Here is a 17,424-nt window from a genome sequence, read left to right on the forward strand (position 1 = left end):
ACGGAGCGCCGGGCCTCTCCTCCAAACCCGTTCCCGTCAAGACCCGCAGGCCGTGATGAGCGTCTCCACCTCGGCGGTCAGGGCTCGCGCGAACCGGTCGAGGTCGGGGACCGCCTCGGCGTCGGCGACGAGGCCGTAGTGGATCCGGCCGCGGTAGGTGGAGACGGCGACCGCGAGGGCCTGGCCGCGGGCGAGCGGGGCGTACGGGAAGACCTCGGTCACCGGGTTCCCGCCGAGCTTCAGACCGAGGCTGGGCAGGGGCACGCTGGTGACGAGGATGTCGAACCAGAGCCGGGCGGCCTGGCCGACCAGCGGGCCGCCGAGACGGTGGCCGAGGGCCGGGACGTGGTCGGCGAGCAGGGCCACGGCGCCGGCGCCCCGGCCGGGCCCCGCGTCCTTGTTGCGGTCCATGGCGGCGCGGACCGTGTCGAGGCGGCGCAGCGGGTCCGGGTCGTCGACGGGAAGCCGCATCAGGTACCCGGAGAGCCGGTTGCCCTGCGGATGGGCGGTGCGCGGGCGGCGCTTGGAGACGGGGATGAGCGCGCGCGGCACGACGCCCTCGCTGCCGTCGCCGCGTTCGTCGAGCCAGCGGCGCAGGGCCCCGGCGACGACCGCGATCAGCACGTCGTTGACGGTGCCGCCGGCGACCTTGCGGATCCGGTGCACGTCGTCGAGGTCGATGACGACGCCGGCGGTGCGGCGGGTGCCGGTGGGCGCGGCGCTGAGGGCGCGGGTGGGGCGCATGCCCAGGGTGTGCACGGCGACGGAGGCGCCGATGTCGAGGGCGCGGCCCACGTCGGAGACGGCTCCGCGCAGGATGCCGGGCAGACTGCGCACGTCGGGGAGGAGCCCGCGGGCCGGTTCGGCCGGGCGGGGCCGGGGCGCGGGCAGATCCATGGGGTCGAGGACGGCCGCGGCCAGGGTCAGGGCGCGCAGGCCGTCGGCGAGGGCGTGGTGGAACTTGAAGAGCACGGCGAAGCCGTCGCCGTTCGCGTCGGGCAGGACGTGGGCCTCCCAGGGCGGGCGGCCGCGCACCAGGGGGCGTTCCATGAGCCGCCCGGCCTCGGTCTGGAAGTCGGCGGCGGGCGCGTGCAGCGTGACGTGGTGCAGGGGGTCGAAGTCGGGGTCCGCCTCCCGGGTCGCGCCGCCGAAGGCGAGCGACCGGCGCAGGTCGAACGGTTCCGAGCGGTCGAACGGCCGCCACAGGTCCCGGATCCGCATGCGCAGTCCGGGGACGGCGGCGGCGCGGGACGCGAGCAGGTCGGCGGCGTGGGCGCCCGCGGTGGGCGACTGCGCCGTGAAGACGCCGAGCGCCCCCAGGTGCATGGGGTGCTCGGCCGACTCGAGGTTCCAGAACGCCAGGTCGAGGGGGGCCAGCAGATCATCAGCAGTCAAGGGCTTGCCTCGCGTCGCTCAGAGTGGAGGCAATCAGTCAAGCGCGCCCGGGCGATTACGGTCAAGTACGATCAAGCTACACACAGTTAACAGCGCATTAAGTTCAGGGCACCTGCTGGCCCTTTCCCAGGGCTATCACGCCGCCCTGCGACACCGTGTACAGCTCCGCGTCGCGCTCCGGGTTCACGCCGATGGTCGCACCCGGAGGGACCTCCACGTTCTTGTCGAGCACCGCACCGCGCACGACCGCACCCCGTCCGATGTGCACGTTGTCGTGCAGGATCGAGCCCTGCACGACCGCTCCGGGGTCGACCACCACGCCCGGCGACAGCACCGAGCGGGTGACCTGTCCACGGATCAGGCACCCCGAACTGATGATCGACTCGCCGGCGATGCCGCCCGCGTTGAAACGCGCCGGGGACAGCTGACCCGAGTGGGTGTAGATGGGCCAGCTGCGGTTGTACAGGTTGAAGGCCGGACGCTCGGCGATCAGGTCCATATGGGCGTCGTAGTACGCGTCGAGCGTGCCGACGTCCCGCCAGTAGCCCTGGTCGCGGGTGGTCTCGCCGGGCACGTGGTTGTCGTGGAAGTCGTACAGCTGGGCCTCGCCGCGCTGGGTGAGCTGGGGCAGGATCGAGCCGCCCATGTCGTGCACGGAGCCCTCGTCCTCGGCGTCCCGCTGGAGCGCCTCTATCAGCGCCTTGGTGGTGAAGATGTAGTTGCCCATCGACGCGAACACGTACTCCGGGTCGTCGACGAGCCCGGGCGGGTCGGCCGGCTTCTCCAGGAAGCGGTCGACCGTCAGCCCGTCCGAGCCCGGCGTGATCACCCCGAACGAGGAGGACTCCACGCGCGGGACACGGATCCCGGCCACGGTCACCCCCGCACCGCTGTCGATGTGCTGGGTGAGCATCTGGCGCGGATCCATGCGGTAGACGTGGTCGGCGCCGAACACGGCCACGTACTCGGGCCGTTCGTCGTAGAGGAGGTTCAGCGACTGGAGGATGGCGTCGGCGCTGCCGAGGTACCAGCGCGGGCCGAGCCGCTGCTGGGCCGGGACCGGGGTGATGTAGTTGCCGAGCAGGCTCGACATCCGCCAGGTGGTGGTGATGTGCCGGTCCAGGGAGTGCGACTTGTACTGCGTCAGCACACAGATGCGCAGGATGTCGGCGTTGACGAGATTGGACAGCACGAAGTCGACGAGCCGGTACGTGCCGCCGAACGTGACCGCCGGTTTGGCGCGGTCAGCCGTGAGCGGCATCAGGCGTTTGCCCTCACCGCCCGCCAGCACGATCCCTAGCACCGAAGGCCCACCACGACGCATGGCCGCTCCCCTCACCCTGGTTGAAACCATGGTTGCCCCCGACCGGGGGAACTAAGCCTGTTTGACGATCTCCTCGTACAGCCGGACCGTCCGCCGGGCCACCGCGTCCCACCCGAACTCCCCCACCGCGCGCGCCCGTCCGGCCTCGCCCATCCGGCGCCCGGCCGCCGGGTCGCCGAGGACCGCGTCCAGCGCCCGCGCGAGGCCCGCCTCGAAGTCCTCGCCCACCTCCACGAGCGTCCCGGTCACCCCGTGCTCGACGACCTCCGGGATGCCGCCGACCCGGGAGGCCACGACGGGAGTGCCGCAGGCCATCGCCTCCAGATTGACGATGCCGAGCGGTTCGTACACCGAGGGACAGACGAACACGGACGCGTGCGTGAGGAGTTGGATCACCTCGGGGCGCGGCAGCATCTTCGGTATCCAGTGCACGCCGTCCCTGGCCCGGCTCAGCTCGGCGAAGAGATCGCGGAACTCCTGGTCGATCTCGGGGGTGTCGGGCGCTCCCGCGCACAGCACGACCTGCGCCGCGGGATCGATGTCCCGCACGGCGCGCAGCAGATGGGGCACGCCCTTCTGCCGGGTGATGCGGCCGACGAACAGCACGAACGGACGGTCCGGGTCCAGGCCGATCCGGGTGAGGGCGTCGGTGCCGTGGTCGGGACGGTACAGGGCGGTGTCGATGCCGTTGTGGACGACGTGGACCCGGTCCGGGGCGAGCGTCGGGTAGCAGGCGAGGATGTCCTCGCGCATCGCGCCGGAGACGGCGATCACCGCGTCGGCCGCCTCCACCGCGGTCCGCTCGGCCCAGCTCGACAGGGCGTAGCCGCCGCCGAGTTGCTCGGCCTTCCAGGGCCGCAGCGGCTCCAGCGAGTGCGCGGTCACCACGTGCGGAACGCCGTACAGCTCCTTGGCCAGGTGACCGGCGAGGTTGGCGTACCAAGTGTGGGAGTGGACCAGCTCGCGGCCTTCGAGGGCGGCCGCCATGGCGAGGTCCACGGAGAAGGTGCGCAGCGCGTCGTTGGCGCCGTCCAGCGCCGACCAGGGGCGATGCCGCTGGACCCCTTCGGTGCGGCCCTCGCCCCAGCAGTGCACGTCGAGGTCGACCAGCCGCCTCAGCTCACGGGCGAGGAACTCGACATGGACGCCCGCACCGCCGTACACGTCCGGGGGATACTCCCGGGTCAGCAGTCCCACACGCACCCGGAACCCCCCACTCTCAGCGACCGGCTCCCTTCATGGTCACCCAGACGGGGCGCGTGGGGAAGAGCGCGGGGGTCGTGTGAAGCAACAGTCGCCGCAGACGCCCCCGCCGGGCACCCGGTAGTACAGGCAGCAGCTGCGGCGGCGGAAGGCGGTGCCGGTCAGTGTCCCGGTGGCCGCGAGGAGGGGGTGGGCGAACAGTTCGGCGGTGAGGGCACGCGCGCGTGCGGCCATGTCGGGGCGGCCGTGCGCACGGGCCCACAGGTCCAGCTGGCGGGCGGCTCCGGCCAGCGCCGATCCGGAGTTGCCCCGCAGCAGGCCCGGCGCGACCCGGTGGCGGGCGCGCAGCGCGGCGGAGAGGGGCTCGAGGTGGTCGTCGAGGACCGTCGCGGCCACCGTCGCCGCGTCCCCGGGCCGGGCCCGCACCTCGGTCAGCCACAGGTCGTCCGGGGCGGCCGCGTCCGGGTCCCAGCGCAGCAGCCCCGGCGCGAGGTCGGGGACGCTTCCGTACAGGACGGCGCAGCCCAGCGTCACCGACCAGAGCCGGGCCGCGAGTCCCTGCTGCGCCACCGAGGCCCCGATCCGGTCCTCGGAGGCGCGCAGGGCACGGGTCACCTTGCGGACACGGAAGGCCAGCGGATCCGCGGGGACGTCCGGTGCCGCGGATCCGGGGGTCTCCCGGTAGGCCAGGGCGAGGCTCGGCAACGCCGCGGCCGGTCCTCCCGGGCCGCCCGGTGGTGTGCGCAGGGCGAAGAAGGGGCCGAGCGGGCGGAGCGCGGCGAGATCGAGGTCGAGGTCCACGAAGTGCAGTAGTACCAAGGGCGTCGGGGGTCGTGCTCAGGGGGATCCCTGGTCCGTCACCCGCCTGAGGGAGGACAGCGGGCCCTCAGTACTCCATCGGTAGTAGGACTTATTGCGTGCTTAGGTACGACGACGGGAACAGATCGACAAGGCATCGTGTTGGTTATGAGAGCCGACCGTTCGCCGCGCCGGGCCCCGCGCCCCCGCCTCACGCAGAGGAGCAGCTCATGAGCGCCCTCGCGTTGTCCGTGGTCCTGTCGCTCGTCTCCGCTGTCGCGTACGCGGCCGGGGCGATCGTGCAGGAGCAGGTCGCGCTGTCCTCGCCCGCCGAGGAGTACGCCCCGCTGCGTCGTCCGGGCTGGTGGGCCGCGGTGGCGCTGAACGGCCTCGGCGGACTCCTGCACGTGGTGGCGCTCGCCTACGGTCCTCTCAGCCTGGTTCAGCCGCTCGGCGCGCTGACCATCGTGTTCGCGCTGCCCATGGCCGCGCTGTTCGTCGGCCGCAGGGCCGGGGCGACGGCCTGGCGGGGCGCGATCATGGCGACGGTCGGTCTCGCCGGTCTGCTGTCCCTGGTGGGGGCGTCCGACGCACAGTCGCTGAGCACCCCGCAGCGGGTCAGCGTGGCCGTGGTCACCGCGGGCGCGGTCGTGGCCCTGATGGTGGCCGGGCGGGCCGCGCACCGGCACCCGGCGGTCCGCAGCATGCTGCTGGCGACCGCGTCGGGCATAGCGTTCGGCATGTCGTCGGTGTTCACCAAGACCGTCGCGGTCGACTGGACCGGCGGCGTCTCGACGGCCGACGTCCCGTCCCTGGCCGTGATCGGCGTGCTGGCCACGGCCGGCATGCTGCTGTCGCAGGCCTCCTACCGGGGTGCGGGCCTCGAGGCCCCGCTGGCCACGCTGACCGTGGTCAACCCGGTGGTGGCGGCCGCGGTCGGCATCACGATGTTCGGCGAGACCTTCCGCTACGGCACCACGGGCACCGCGCTCGCCCTGGGCTGCGGCGTGGTGGCGGCGGGCGGACTCATCCTGCTGACGACGGAGCGCCTCCAGGGCGCCCGGCCGCAGCCGGCGGCGGCCGCCGTCCCGGCCCCGCGGACCCGGGCGGAGAGCGGGGCGGAGACCGGGGCGGACGCGGGTACGGCCGAGGACCGGACCATCGCCCCGGCCCCGACGGCCGAGGAGACCGCAAGCGCGACGGGCGGGATGCGGTTCCCCGAGCAGCCGGGCGCGCCGCTGCCGGAGAGTGTGCGGTCGGCGGAAGCGGCACTGGAGGACCTGCGGCTCGCCGGAGCGGCACCGGTGCGGGCGCGGTCGGCACAGGTGTCGCAGGAGCGGCTCGTACTGACACCGACCACGGTCGTCGACGGCGAGGACCGTTACGAGGAGGACCCGCCGGGCGGGGACGTGCCTCCGTCGTTCTACACCCCGCTGTACGGAGGTCTGTACGTCCCGATGCCGGTCGTGGACCGGCATCGGGAGCGCGTCAAATCTTGACGCCGCCGGCCCGGAGGTACGCCACCGGGTCGACGTCCGTCCCGAAACCGGGCCCGGTCCGCACCTCGAAGTGCAGATGCGGGCCCGTGCTGTTGCCGGTGGAGCCGGACCGGCCGATGCGCTGGCCGCCGCTCACCGACTGCCCGTCCCGTACGGAGATCGCCGACAGGTGGGCGTACTGCGAGTAGCGGCCGTCGGCGTGCCGGATGATCACCTGGTAGCCGAAGGAGCCGGCCCAGCCCGCGCTCACCACCTCGCCCGTCTTGACCGCCTTCACGGACGTGCCGGTGGGCACCGGGAAGTCGACGCCGGTGTGGTAGCCCTTCGACCAGGACGAACCCGTCGCGTGGTACGGCGTTCCGGTGGAGGCGCTGACCGGCGACACGAGGGAATGGCCGGTCGTCGCCTTGTCGTCGGAGTCCTTTGCCTTGTCCTTGGCCTTGGTGCTCTTGGCCGGCTTGCCCTCCTTGGCGCCCGGGGAGGTCTTCGGCTTCTCCGTCCGGGGCTTGGTGCCGCTCGGAGCCTTGGTCGCGGCACCCGCCCGGCCGTCCAGGCTGAGCCGCTGGCCCGGCAGGATCAGGTCGGGGTCGCCGCCGACGGTCGTCCGGTTCGCGGCGTAGAGCCCCCGCCAGCCTCCCTTGACCTCCTCGGTGTCCGCGATGCCGGAGAGGGTGTCGCCGTGGACCACGGTGTACATCTCCGTGGTGCCCGCGCGGGACTGGGGTGTGCTCTGGGGCCGTACGTCGTCCAGGGACGTCTTCGACGTCTTGGTGGACGACGCCGACGACCCGGACGGCGCGGACGACTTGGCGGACTGCCCTGCGGACTTCGTCGAGGCGCCGCCGGGGTGGACGTCGGGGGTGTCGCCGCCCCGGCTCAGTCCGGCCCGCACCGAACAGACGGGCCAGGCGCCGGGCCCCTGGCCGTCCAGCACCTTCTCGGCCACGGCGATCTGCTGGTCCCGGGTGGCCAGATCCGCACGGGGCGCGTACCGCAGACCGCCGTATGCCTCCCAGGTGGACTGGGTGAACTGGAGTCCGCCGTAGAAACCGTTGCCGGTGTTGATGTGCCAGTCGTTGGTCGACTCGCACGCGGCGACCTTGTTCCAGGTGTCCACGTCGGCCGCCTGAGCTGCGCCGGTGCCGATCAGCGGCAGCGCCATCCCGGCGCCACCCGCCGTGACGGTGAGTGAGGCCCGGTTGATCCTGTTCGGCTGATACCGGCGGTGCCGACCGCGTACGGCCATGGAGATCCCCCTCGACATGCGTCAGGAGGGGCAAAAGTAAGGGCGGCGACCAGGCCATGACAAGGCGACAACCGGCCGCTCCGACGCGCGGGCGGACGCCGGACGCCCCGGGCGGGAATCCGGCCGCGGAACCCGTCAAGATGGTCCCGGAACGACACTGACCGAATGCACGGGCACACCCCTGGAGGAGCCAACCGTATGAGCACTTCAGCTCAGATCGGCGTCACGGGACTCGCGGTCATGGGCCGCAATCTCGCCCGCAACTTCGCACGCAACGGCTACACGGTCGCGCTGCACAACCGCACGGCGGCCCGGACCCACGCCCTGGTCGAGGAGTTCGGCCACGAGGGCGAGTTCGTCGCCGCCGAGACCGCCAAGGAGTTCGTGGCGGCGCTGGAGCGGCCCCGCCGCCTGGTGATCATGGTGAAGGCCGGCGAGCCGACCGACGCCGTGATCCGGGAGTTCGCCCCGCTGCTCGAACCGGGCGACATGATCATCGACGGCGGCAACGCGCACTTCGCCGACACCCGCCGCCGCGAGCGCGAACTGCGCGAGCAGGGCATCCACTTCGTCGGCGCGGGCATCTCCGGCGGCGAGGAGGGCGCGCTGCACGGCCCGAGCATCATGCCGGGCGGCTCACCGGAGTCGTACGAGTCGCTGGGCCCGATGCTGGAGAAGATCTCGGCGAAGGCGGCGGACGGGGCGCCCTGCGTCACGCACATCGGCCCGGACGGCGCCGGCCACTTCGTGAAGATGGTGCACAACGGCATCGAGTACGCCGACATGCAACTGATCGGCGAGGCCTACCAGTTGCTGCGCGATGTCGCCGGGTACGAGCCCGCGCAGATCGCGGACATCTTCCGCACCTGGAACACCGGCCGCCTCGACTCCTACCTGATCGAGATCACCGCCGAGGTGCTGTCCCACGTGGACGCGGCGACGGGCCGGCCCTTCGTGGACGTGGTGGTCGACCAGGCGGAGCAGAAGGGCACCGGCCGCTGGACCGTCCAGATCGCCCTCGACCTGGGCGTTCCGGTCTCGGGCATCGCGGAGGCCGTCTTCGCGCGGTCGCTGTCGGGCCACGCGGCGCTGCGCGAGGCCTCGCGCGGCCTGGCAGGACCGAAGGCGTCCGCGCTGGGCAAGGCGGAGGCGCAGGCCTTCGCCGACCGGGTGGAGCAGGCGCTGTACGCCTCGAAGATCGTGTCGTACACGCAGGGCTTCCACGAGATCGCCGCGGGCAGCGAGGAGTACGGCTGGGACATCGATCTCGGCGCCGTCTCCTCGATCTGGCGCGGAGGCTGCATCATCCGCGCGGCCTTCCTGGACCGGATCCGCGCCGCGTACGACAACCGGGCGGACCTGCCGAGCCTGCTGTCCGACGAGACGTTCGCGTCCGAGATCGCGGCGGCGCAGGACCCGTGGCGTGAGGTGCTGGTGTCCGCGACGCTTCAGGGCGTGCCGACGCCCGGGTTCGCGGCGGCGCTCGCCTACTACGACGCGTTGCGTGCGGAGCGACTGCCGGCGGCGCTCACGCAGGGACAGCGGGACTTCTTCGGGGCGCACACCTACCGGAGGGTGGACCGTGAGGGCGCGTTCCACACCCTGTGGGGCGGCGACCGGTCGGAGACCGAGGCGTAGTCCTCGTCGAGGGCGGGACGTAGGACACCGCGGTGGGCGACGGTCTCCCGTCGCCCACCGTCGTCCGTCGTCCTCTCGTCCTCTCGTCCTCTCGTCCCGTCAGCTGAGGGGTGGGCCCGGTTCCGGGCTCGGGACCGGTTCCGGCCCCGGCGGGATCGGGGACGGCGAGGGACCCGGGGGCGGACCGGGCCGCGGAGGCGGCGTCGGGTCCGGGCCCGGCAGCGGCTCGGGAACGGGCACCGGGCTCGGGAACGGCTCCGGGGGGCCCGGGTCCGGGCCGGGCGTCGGTCCGGGCCCGACCGGATCCGGCTGGACGGGATCGGGCTGCACGGGATCCGGCTGGACGCGATCGGGGTGGACGGGGTCGGCGTACGGGTTGGTCATGGTGTCCTCCGGCCGGATGTGAGGCTTGGCTCTGGACTCATCCCCCGCGTACCCGGGGCGGCCTCTGCCACTCACCCGGGTGGACTCGACCGGCCGATCCCCGCCCATGAGCCCGGCGCGGGCGCGTCGGTCAGAAACGGCCGGGGTGCGCGCGCAGCCAGTCCTTGGCGGCGCGCAGCAGCTCGGGGTCGGCCGCCGGAGCCTCCTCGGGGTGCCGTTCGGCCCACTTCACGACGTACGGGCACAGCGGCGCCACGGGGATGCCCTCGCGCCTCGATGCGGCGTACAGCTCCCGCGCCAGCGACCCGGCGATGCCCTTGCCCTCGTGGGCCGGCTCGACGAGGGTGTGCACCGGTACCAGGGCCGGCGCGGGCGACTCCAGGACGAAGTACTCGATGTGCCCCACGACTTCACCGCCGTCGCCGAGGGCCTCGAGGCGGCCCGCCGCCCGGTCGTCGCGGATCTCGATGTCGCTCATGGGCACTCCCGGTGCGATGCGTGCGCTGCGTGCGCTGACTGCTGCGGTCAGACCGACACCGCCTGCGGGCTGCGCTCCTGGTCGGAGCCCGGTACCGGCTCCGAGGGGTCCGCTCCGAGGGCCACGATCCGGTTGTCACGGTCCACGTGCACGACCCGCGGCTCCAGGGCCCGCGCCTCGGCGTCGGTCACCTGAGCGTAACTGATGATGATCACCAGATCGCCGGGGTGCACGAGATGGGCGGCGGCCCCGTTGATGCCGACGACACCCGATCCGCGCTCGCCCTCGATGACATACGTCTCGAGCCGCGCCCCGTTGGTGATGTCGACGATGTGGACGAGCTCCCCCGGCAACAGGTCGGCAGCGTCCAGCAGCTCGGCGTCGATGGTCACCGATCCCACGTAGTGCAGGTCGGCCTGGGTGACGGTGGCACGGTGGATCTTGGACTTGAACATGGTGCGCAGCATCGAGATACTCCTGGACCTAGGCTCCCTGCCTGCATTATTGCAGGTCAAGGGCTGTTTCCTTACATTATGACCAGTCGCGTGCCCGGGCAGCATTCGCAGGGTTTCTCAGGACTGATGCTGACCCATCGCCGACTTTCCTGACGCACCGTCACCGCACCGAGGACCTCCCGCACCGCCCCGGACCCGACGCCATGACGACGGCGACCAGCCTACGCAGCGACCGGCTCCGACCTCCGTGAGCTTCGCCACTACCGCCGCCCGCATGTCCTGATGTCCATGCAGAGCACCGTCTGAGTGCTGCGGACATACCGCACTTGGCCGCCGGTCTTTTCGTATCTGCGGTACCACACGGCCAGTCAGCCGGGTGTCGGCGGATGCTGCCCGTCAGATCACGTCCACGACTTCGACTTCACGGGGTTCCCACGTCCTCCGTGGTCATTGCCAGCAGGACCAGAGCATCGTGCTCGGCCGTCCCGGGCGGGGCCTGGTAGATCAGCATGCGCTGGCTGTCGCCAGCGGACCTGAGCACCTCATTGGCGAGGGTGATCGGGCCGATCACGGGGTGCCGGAACGCGGTCTCGCCGGCGCGCTTGACCCATACCTCGTGCCGGCGCCACAGAGCGGCGAACTCGCTGCTGACCGCCGACAGTTCGGCGATCAGCGCGGCGGTCTGCTCCGGGGCGGTCAGTTCGGCGGTGTGCAGGTGCGCGACGCTGTTGCGGGCCACCCGGTCCCAGTCGGTGAAAAGGGTCCGCGCGGCCGGGTGCAGGAACGTGTACCGGATCGTGTTGCGCCGGCCGGGCGGCCAGTCGCTGAGCCCGGGCAGCAGCGCAAGGCCCTCCGGGTTGGCGGCCAGTACGTCGTTGACCTCGTCGAGTACGTACGCCGGGCTGGGCCGGACCGACTCCAGCAGCAGCCGCAGGCCAGGGCCGGCCGGTCGCGGGTCGACGGGCCGGCGGCGCGGTGTCCGCCCGGCGACCTGGTCGGCGAGGCCGAGCAGGTGGGCGTGCTCGTCGGCAGTGAGCCGCAGGGCCCGGGCCAACGCGCCCAGTACCGCCTCGCTGGGCGCGGTCTCCCGCCCCTGCTCGATCCGGGTGTAGTAGTCCACGCTCACGCCGGCCAGCGCGGCGAGCTCCTCGCGGCGCAGCCCGGGTGTGCGCCGGGCGCCTGGCCCGGTGGGCAGCCCGACGTCGGCCGGGCCGATCCGCCCGCGCCGGATCCGAAGGAACTCGGCCATCGCATTCACGGCTTCGAGTCTGCCACCAGTCGATCAGCTCCTGGGTGGCCGTGGCACACCCAGGAACCACACGGCCTTCCCGGAACCGGTCCGTCAGCGCAGCCTCGAATCATGACTGACGCGATGATCATCGGTGGCGGCTCCGGCATGGGGCTTGCCCTGGCCCGGACTCTGCTCGCCGAGGGCATGGATGTAACGATCGTCGGCCGATCCGCGGACCGGCTCGCGACGGCCCGGGCCGAACTGGAGCGCCCCGCGCAGGGGAAGATCAGCACGATCGCGGCCGACATAGGGCGGGAGGAGGACGTGGCCGAACTGTTCGCCCAGGTGGAGCGAGTGGATCACGTGGCGGTCACCGCGGCGGACGCGACCGGCGTGTACGGCCGAACCCAGGACGTCGCCACCGCGACCGCACGGGCCATCGTGGATACCAAACTGCTCGGTGCCTGGCTGGTCGGCAAACACGCGGCAGGGCGGGTCACTGGCTCGATCACATACACCTCGGGCATCAACGCGTACCGGCCGAACGGGTCGAACACGATCATGGCCGCGGCCAACGGCGCGCTCGCGTCGCTGACGTACGGGCTGGCGATCGAACTGGCGCCCGTGCGAGTGAACGTGATCTCCCCCGGCTGGGTGGACACCCCTATCTGGGACCAACTCGCCATGGACAAACAGGCGGCTTTCGCCGAGCTGGCCGAGCGCCTCCCGGCCCGACGTGTCGGCACGCCCGACGACATCGCCCAGGCATTCTTGTCGGTGATGCACAACGGATTCATCACCGGAACCGTGCTGCACGTCGATGGTGGACACCGCCTAACGTGATCCAGTACCCGAACACCCGGCACCCGCGCAGCTCACCAGCTCCTCAAGTGACCCAACCACCTCGAACACGCCCACGCGGCACCCGGCACCCGGCACGGAAGTCACCGTGCTGTGAGGTCGCCCCGGAACGCCGCAGCGCGAGATCCGGGCGACGGTCACCACGCTGCCCTTCAAGCCGGACCACCGCCGAACCGACGTCACCCAGCTCTGATTGACCCGGTCGCCCCTGCGGGACCCCCCGCCTGTCGGCGGGCTCGCCCAAGCGTGGGATCGCGATCGACTCGAACCCGTCGAAGTGGGCCCGGCGATCTCTAAGACGGTCACCCGGAACGGACTAGAACGATTAAGCTTCTCCCTGTAACCTGACGGCCTAATCGATTTAGCATTCCTTTCTCGCGGCGGGACCCGCGGGATCAAGGAGGTTGTCACCGATGCCAACCGTGCGAGACGTCGCCGTCAGGCGGCCGGGCACGCATACCGAACTGGAAGGGCCGCCCCGGCCCGGCCGATGCCTGGTCATGGGGATCCTCAACATCACCCCCGACTCGTTCTCCGACGGGGGCCTCTACGCGGACACCGGACGCGCCCTCGACCGGGGGCTGGCGCTCGCCGCTCAGGGCGCGGACATCGTGGATGTGGGCGGCGAGTCCACCAGGCCGGGGGCGTACCCGGTGGGTCTGGAGGAGGAACTCGCCCGGACCGTCCCAGTGGTGCGCGCACTTGCCCGGGCCGGCGTGTGCACGAGCATCGACACCATGCACGCACCCGTGGCCCGGGCCGCCGTCGAGGCGGGTGCTCGGCTGGTCAACGACGTGAGCGGCGGCCTGGCCGACCCGGCCATGGCATCGACTGTCGCCGCGGCCGGTGTTCCGTACATCGCCATGCACTGGCGTGCGCCGAGCCGCGAGATGGACCGGCATGCCGAATACGGCGATGTCGTCCCCGATGTCATCGCCGAACTCGGCCTACGCGTCAGGAAGTTGGCGGACGGGGGCCTCGATCTGGCCCGCGTCGTGCTTGATCCGGGAATCGGGTTCGCCAAACGGCCCGAGCACGACTGGGCCCTGCTGGCCCGCCTGGGATCTCTCCGGCAACTGGGGTATCCACTGCTCGTCGGCGCGTCGAGGAAGCGCTTCATCGGCGCGGCCCTCGCGGCCGGGGGCGCCGGTGAGGTGCCGCCCGCGGGGCGGGACGTGGCCTCGGCGACGGTCTCCGCGCTCGCCGCTGTCGGGGGCGCGTTCTGCGTGCGCGTCCATGACGTCCGCGCAGCCCTCGACGCGGTGCGCATGGCTGCCGCCTACCGCGCACACCTCGACCGGGAACCGTAAGAAACCTGCCCACTGACACTCGCCTTGAGCGAGGCCACTCCGCTAGCCGCTAGATCGTTTTAGTGACGTGATCTCCCGAACGTGCCGAGCCGGGCAAGGGGTCTTTCGGCGTCGTACTAGATCGATTTAGCTTTCATGAGTCAGACCGCTGAGAGTCGCTACGAGCAAGGAGTCACCATGGCAATCCCCACCCTCCAGGACGCGATCGACAAGGCCGGTTCGCCGATCAAGCTGTTGTGGCAGCCGGGCGCCGAACCGTGGACCCCCGAAGTCGTCGAGCGCGAGTACTCCGGCTGGCGTCAGGAGCAGGCCGCCTGGCACGAGGGTGTGGCTCTCCTCAACCTCTCGCACCACATGTACGACATGTGGATCGAGGGTCCGGACGCCACGAAGGTGCTCGCCGAGCACGGGGTCAACAACTTCGAGAAGTTCGCGATCGGACAGGCCAAGCAGTACGTGCCGGTCACCCGCGACGGCCACATCGTCACCGACGGGATCCTCGCTCGGGAGGGCGAGAACAAGTACCTGCTCAGCGGGATCCCGGCTGCGCAGCACTGGGTGCAGTACCACGCCGAGAAGGGCGGCTACGACGTCGGCTTCGTCACCGACCCGTCCTCCGCCTTCCGTCCGGGTGGCGGCGATCCGAAGCTGTTCCGGTACCAGATCCAGGGACCGCTGGCGACGGAACTCGTCGAGCGGGCCTTCGGCGGGCCACTGCCGGAGACGAAGTTCTTCCACTCCGCCGCGGTCTCCCTCGACGGCCGCGCCGTTCGCGCCCTGCGTCACGGCATGGCCGGCCAGGCCGGCTTCGAGTTCATCGGCCCGTGGGAGCACGCCGCGTATGTGCACGAGACGTTCCTCAAGGCGGGCGAACCGCTCGGCCTGATCCAGGTCGGCGCCCTCGCGTACGCCACGCCCAGTGTGGAGAGCGGCTGGGTCCCCTCGCCCGTCCCCGGCATCTACACCGACCCGGACCTGGTGGAATACCGCAGGTACCTTCCCCTGTTCGGCATCGAGGGCAAGCGTCCGCTGAACGGCAGTTACTTCTCCGAGGACATCGAGGACTACTACGTCTCCCCGTACGAGCTGGGCTACGGCAAGGTGATCCACTTCGGGCACGACTTCGTGGGCCGGGACGCCCTGGTGAAGGCCAAGGACGAGCCGCTGCGCACCAAGGTGACCCTCGTCCTCGACCCGGACGACGTCCGTGGCGTCATCGGACAGGGCGAGGACCCCGGTTTCGTCCTCTCCTACGCCCGGCACCGGGTGGAGAACGCCACCGGTCTGGTCGGCGTGACCATGCAGAGCGCGTCGATCGACCCGGTGGGGGCGGTGCTGGCGCAGACCCTGATCGACCCCGAACACGCCACACCGGGCACCGAGGTGACAGTGGTCTGGGGGGAGCACCCCGGTTCCGGCACCGACCCCGAGGCCGACCTCGGCTTCCCCCGCATCCGTGCCACCGTCCAGCCCTCCCCGTTCAACCAGCACGCGCGCACCCTCTACCGCCGCGACCGCTGACCTCAGCCGACTGCGCGGCACCGTGCCTGCCGGCCCGGCCTGCTCCTCACACGACGACATGTCGACCGGGCCGCCTCGGCGGTGCCGCGGGCGTGCCAACGAACCCGGCCCCCGCAGACGAGAGAGCGAGACGAAAGACGATGAATCCCGCAAGCACAGTGCGCACAGCGGTCATTACCTCGCTGCTTGAGGACTTCTCCCTGGAGATGACGGGGAAGGACGTCCCCAAGCTGGAAGAGGCCCGCGACAGCATTCCGCAGGGCACCCGGATCAATGTCACCTTCCTCGGCAACGAGAACCTGCAGATGCGGTTGGCGGCGGCCCGGGCCGTGAAGCGGCTCGGGTTCGTTCCGGTGCCGCACATATCGGCCCGCCGCCTGGGGTCGCGTGCCGAGTTCGAGCAGTTCCTGGCCGGCCTGCGCGACGACGGCACCTGCGACAACGTGTTCGTCGTCGGCGGGGATCCGGCGGATCCCGAGGGCCCTTACGCCGATTCGCTGTCCCTGATCGAGACAGGCCTGCTCCAGGAGTACGGCGTTCGCCATGTGAGCGTCAGCGGATATCCGGAAGGGCATCCCTCGATCCACGACGGCGTGCTCTGGTCCGCACTGCGGGACAAGCACGCCTCGCTCGCCGCCCAGCCCCTGGAGGGCGGCATCATCACGCAGTTCGGGTTCGACGTCGACCCGGTGCTCGCCTGGGTGGAACAGGTCCGTGGCCGGGGTGTCGAACTCCCCGTCCGGATCGGAGTGCCCGGGCCCGCCGGAGTGCGCCGGCTCATGTCGTACGCCGCCCGCTTCGGGGTCGGAACCAGCGCCTCGGTCGTCACGAAATACGGGTTCTCCCTGAGCAACCTCATGGGCACGGCAGGACCCGATCGCTTCCTGCGTGACCTCGCCGCGGCCCACGACCCCGGCCGCCACGGCGACTTGAAGATCCACTTCTATACGTTCGGCGGACTCAAGGCCACCTCCGACTGGGCCGCCCGCTTCCGGAAGGAAAGCCCGGCATGACCCTCACCCAAGACGCCCCGGCCCGTACCGCCACGAGCAAGCAGCCCGCCCAGCAGGCTTCGCTCATCCTGCAGGGCGCCGACGCCACGGGCATCGTCGCCGCCGTGACGTCCGTCCTCAGCCGCCACGGCGCGAACATCGTCTCCCTCGACCAGTACTCCGACAATCCGCACGGCGGTGCCTTCTTCCAGCGCACGGTCTTCGGACTCGACGGTCTCCAGGCCGAGTTGCCCGCGCTGCGGGCCGACCTCGACGCGCACCTGGTGGACGCGTTCGGGCTGAGCTACACCCTGCGCGATCTGTCGGTGCCCAAACGGGTCGCGATCTTCGCCTCGAAGTCCGACCACTGCCTGCTCGACCTGCTCTGGCGCCACCGTCAGGGGCAACTGCCCGTCACCGTCGCCATGGTGATCTCCAACCACCCCGACGTGGCCGAGGAGGTCCGCGGCTTCGGGATTCCCTTCTTCCATGTGCCCTGCCAGGGCGCGGACAAGTCCGCCGCCGAGGCGGAACACCTCCGGCTGCTCAAGGGCAACGTCGACTTCGTCGTCCTGGCCCGCTACATGCAGATCCTCTCCGGAGAGTTCATCGAGAGCGTCGGCATCCCGATCATCAACATCCACCACTCCTTCCTGCCCGCCTTCATCGGCGCCGGACCGTATGCCAAGGCCAAGGAGAGGGGAGTGAAACTGGTGGGAGCGACCGCCCACTACGTCACCCGGGACCTCGACGAGGGCCCGATCATCGAGCAGGACGTCGTCCGCGTCACCCACGCCCACTCGGCCGCCGACCTCACCCGCCGCGGCGCCGACGTGGAACGCGCGGTGCTCTCCCGCGCCGTGCTGTGGCACGCCGAGGACCGGGTCATGCGCGACGGCAACCACACCATCGTCTTTGCCTGACGGAGGACTGACCTCCGGCACGCACAACCGCCCGGTGCAGAGGGACAGGCCCTGTCGTGGGGGGGGGGGGGGGGCGGGGGGGGCGGGCGGGGGGGCGCCCCCCCCCCCCCCGCGGGGGGGGGGGGCGCCAAAAAAAAGAGAGAGGACGGGAGCACCCCCAAGGCAC

The 17,424-nt window shown here is 71.4% G+C and carries 15 protein-coding genes; 7 read left to right on the forward strand and 8 right to left on the reverse strand.

The annotated features are described in order from the left end of the window. Nucleotides 1-36 precede the first annotated feature (36 nt). From ACIRPU_RS18700 to ACIRPU_RS18715, 4 genes are all read right to left on the reverse strand, one after another. Nucleotides 37-1,395 carry a wax ester/triacylglycerol synthase family O-acyltransferase gene (locus tag ACIRPU_RS18700; protein ID WP_355702221.1) on the reverse strand — a complete coding sequence of 453 codons (1,359 nt, stop codon included), beginning with the start codon at nucleotides 1,393-1,395 and terminating at the stop codon, nucleotides 37-39. Nucleotides 1,396-1,498: 103 nt separating this feature from the next. Next, nucleotides 1,499-2,719 carry a glucose-1-phosphate adenylyltransferase gene (gene glgC / locus ACIRPU_RS18705; protein ID WP_355702222.1) on the reverse strand — a complete coding sequence of 407 codons (1,221 nt, stop codon included), beginning with the start codon at nucleotides 2,717-2,719 and terminating at the stop codon, nucleotides 1,499-1,501. Nucleotides 2,720-2,770: 51 nt separating this feature from the next. After that, a complete protein-coding gene (gene glgA, locus ACIRPU_RS18710) occupies nucleotides 2,771-3,922 on the reverse strand; it encodes a glycogen synthase (protein WP_355702223.1) in 1,152 nt (383 codons plus the stop codon). A gap of 39 nt (nucleotides 3,923-3,961) precedes the next feature. After that, a complete protein-coding gene (locus ACIRPU_RS18715) occupies nucleotides 3,962-4,723 on the reverse strand; it encodes a (2Fe-2S)-binding protein (RefSeq protein ID WP_403868232.1) in 762 nt (253 codons plus the stop codon). Nucleotides 4,724-4,950: 227 nt separating this feature from the next. Between ACIRPU_RS18715 and ACIRPU_RS18720 the strand changes: the two genes are divergently transcribed. After that, nucleotides 4,951-6,219, forward strand: a complete 1,269-nt coding sequence (locus ACIRPU_RS18720; protein WP_403868235.1) for a DMT family transporter — start codon at nucleotides 4,951-4,953, stop codon at nucleotides 6,217-6,219. Here ACIRPU_RS18720 and ACIRPU_RS18725 read toward each other — a convergent pair. After that, a complete protein-coding gene (locus tag ACIRPU_RS18725; RefSeq protein WP_403868238.1) occupies nucleotides 6,209-7,465 on the reverse strand; it encodes a transglycosylase family protein in 1,257 nt (418 codons plus the stop codon). The two genes, ACIRPU_RS18720 and ACIRPU_RS18725, sit on opposite strands and share 11 nt — an antisense overlap. Nucleotides 7,466-7,663: 198 nt before the next feature. On the opposite strand from ACIRPU_RS18725, the gene gndA reads away from it, so the two are divergent. Then, a complete protein-coding gene (gene gndA, locus ACIRPU_RS18730; protein ID WP_355702227.1) occupies nucleotides 7,664-9,103 on the forward strand; it encodes an NADP-dependent phosphogluconate dehydrogenase in 1,440 nt (479 codons plus the stop codon). A gap of 514 nt (nucleotides 9,104-9,617) precedes the next feature. Here the strand turns inward: gndA and ACIRPU_RS18735 are convergent. The 3 genes from ACIRPU_RS18735 to ACIRPU_RS18745 all read right to left on the reverse strand — a co-directional run bounded on the left by ACIRPU_RS18735 (nucleotide 9,618) and on the right by ACIRPU_RS18745 (nucleotide 11,669). Continuing rightward, nucleotides 9,618-9,965 (reverse strand): GNAT family N-acetyltransferase, encoded by a 348-nt coding sequence (locus ACIRPU_RS18735; RefSeq protein WP_355702228.1) that lies wholly within the window; start codon nucleotides 9,963-9,965, stop codon nucleotides 9,618-9,620. Nucleotides 9,966-10,012: 47 nt separating this feature from the next. Further along, on the reverse strand, nucleotides 10,013-10,432 hold the full coding sequence (panD, locus tag ACIRPU_RS18740; protein WP_355702229.1) for an aspartate 1-decarboxylase: 420 nt from the start codon (nucleotides 10,430-10,432) through the stop codon (nucleotides 10,013-10,015). Nucleotides 10,433-10,841: 409 nt separating this feature from the next. Then, nucleotides 10,842-11,669: a helix-turn-helix domain-containing protein gene (locus tag ACIRPU_RS18745; protein ID WP_403868242.1), complete on the reverse strand. Its 828-nt coding sequence runs from the start codon at nucleotides 11,667-11,669 to the stop codon at nucleotides 10,842-10,844. 111 nt (nucleotides 11,670-11,780) lie between these two features. Between ACIRPU_RS18745 and ACIRPU_RS18750 the strand changes: the two genes are divergently transcribed. The 5 genes from ACIRPU_RS18750 to purU all read left to right on the forward strand — a co-directional run bounded on the left by ACIRPU_RS18750 (nucleotide 11,781) and on the right by purU (nucleotide 17,258). Continuing rightward, nucleotides 11,781-12,494, forward strand: coding sequence for an SDR family oxidoreductase (locus ACIRPU_RS18750; protein WP_403868244.1), 714 nt, complete (start codon nucleotides 11,781-11,783; stop codon nucleotides 12,492-12,494). A gap of 431 nt (nucleotides 12,495-12,925) precedes the next feature. After that, nucleotides 12,926-13,822, forward strand: coding sequence for a dihydropteroate synthase (folP, locus tag ACIRPU_RS18755; RefSeq protein ID WP_403868247.1), 897 nt, complete (start codon nucleotides 12,926-12,928; stop codon nucleotides 13,820-13,822). Between the two features lie 177 nt (nucleotides 13,823-13,999). Next, on the forward strand, nucleotides 14,000-15,343 hold the full coding sequence (locus ACIRPU_RS18760; protein WP_403868250.1) for an aminomethyl transferase family protein: 1,344 nt from the start codon (nucleotides 14,000-14,002) through the stop codon (nucleotides 15,341-15,343). A 140-nt stretch (nucleotides 15,344-15,483) separates the two neighbouring features. Further along, entirely contained in the window at nucleotides 15,484-16,356 is an 873-nt protein-coding gene (locus ACIRPU_RS18765) for a methylenetetrahydrofolate reductase (protein WP_403868253.1), read from the forward strand. Continuing rightward, the gene (purU, locus tag ACIRPU_RS18770) at nucleotides 16,353-17,258 is read left to right on the forward strand and encodes a formyltetrahydrofolate deformylase (RefSeq protein WP_403868256.1); all 906 of its coding nucleotides are present in this window, start codon (nucleotides 16,353-16,355) and stop codon (nucleotides 17,256-17,258) included. The genes ACIRPU_RS18765 and purU overlap by 4 nt, the downstream gene beginning before the upstream one ends. Nucleotides 17,259-17,424 lie beyond the last annotated feature (166 nt).

The sequence above is a fragment of the Streptomyces sp. NPDC102259 genome, assembly GCF_044766465.1.
In the GTDB taxonomy this organism is placed as follows: domain Bacteria; phylum Actinomycetota; class Actinomycetes; order Streptomycetales; family Streptomycetaceae; genus Streptomyces.

Excerpts from the sequence above, each read along its gene's own strand:
- ACIRPU_RS18760 (WP_403868250.1), top strand. The coding sequence starts at position 14,000 with ATGGCAATCCCCACCCTCCAGGACGCGATCGACAAGGCCGGTTCGCCG.
- ACIRPU_RS18750 (WP_403868244.1), top strand. The coding sequence starts at position 11,781 with ATGACTGACGCGATGATCATCGGTGGCGGCTCCGGCATGGGGCTTGCC.
- ACIRPU_RS18720 (WP_403868235.1), top strand. The coding sequence starts at position 4,951 with ATGAGCGCCCTCGCGTTGTCCGTGGTCCTGTCGCTCGTCTCCGCTGTC.
- ACIRPU_RS18765 (WP_403868253.1), top strand. The coding sequence starts at position 15,484 with ATGAATCCCGCAAGCACAGTGCGCACAGCGGTCATTACCTCGCTGCTT.
- ACIRPU_RS18745 (WP_403868242.1), bottom strand. The coding sequence starts at position 11,669 with ATGGCCGAGTTCCTTCGGATCCGGCGCGGGCGGATCGGCCCGGCCGAC.
- ACIRPU_RS18725 (WP_403868238.1), bottom strand. The coding sequence starts at position 7,465 with ATGGCCGTACGCGGTCGGCACCGCCGGTATCAGCCGAACAGGATCAAC.
- glgC (WP_355702222.1), bottom strand. The coding sequence starts at position 2,719 with ATGCGTCGTGGTGGGCCTTCGGTGCTAGGGATCGTGCTGGCGGGCGGT.
- purU (WP_403868256.1), top strand. The coding sequence starts at position 16,353 with ATGACCCTCACCCAAGACGCCCCGGCCCGTACCGCCACGAGCAAGCAG.
- folP (WP_403868247.1), top strand. The coding sequence starts at position 12,926 with ATGCCAACCGTGCGAGACGTCGCCGTCAGGCGGCCGGGCACGCATACC.
- panD (WP_355702229.1), bottom strand. The coding sequence starts at position 10,432 with ATGCTGCGCACCATGTTCAAGTCCAAGATCCACCGTGCCACCGTCACC.
- gndA (WP_355702227.1), top strand. The coding sequence starts at position 7,664 with ATGAGCACTTCAGCTCAGATCGGCGTCACGGGACTCGCGGTCATGGGC.
- ACIRPU_RS18735 (WP_355702228.1), bottom strand. The coding sequence starts at position 9,965 with ATGAGCGACATCGAGATCCGCGACGACCGGGCGGCGGGCCGCCTCGAG.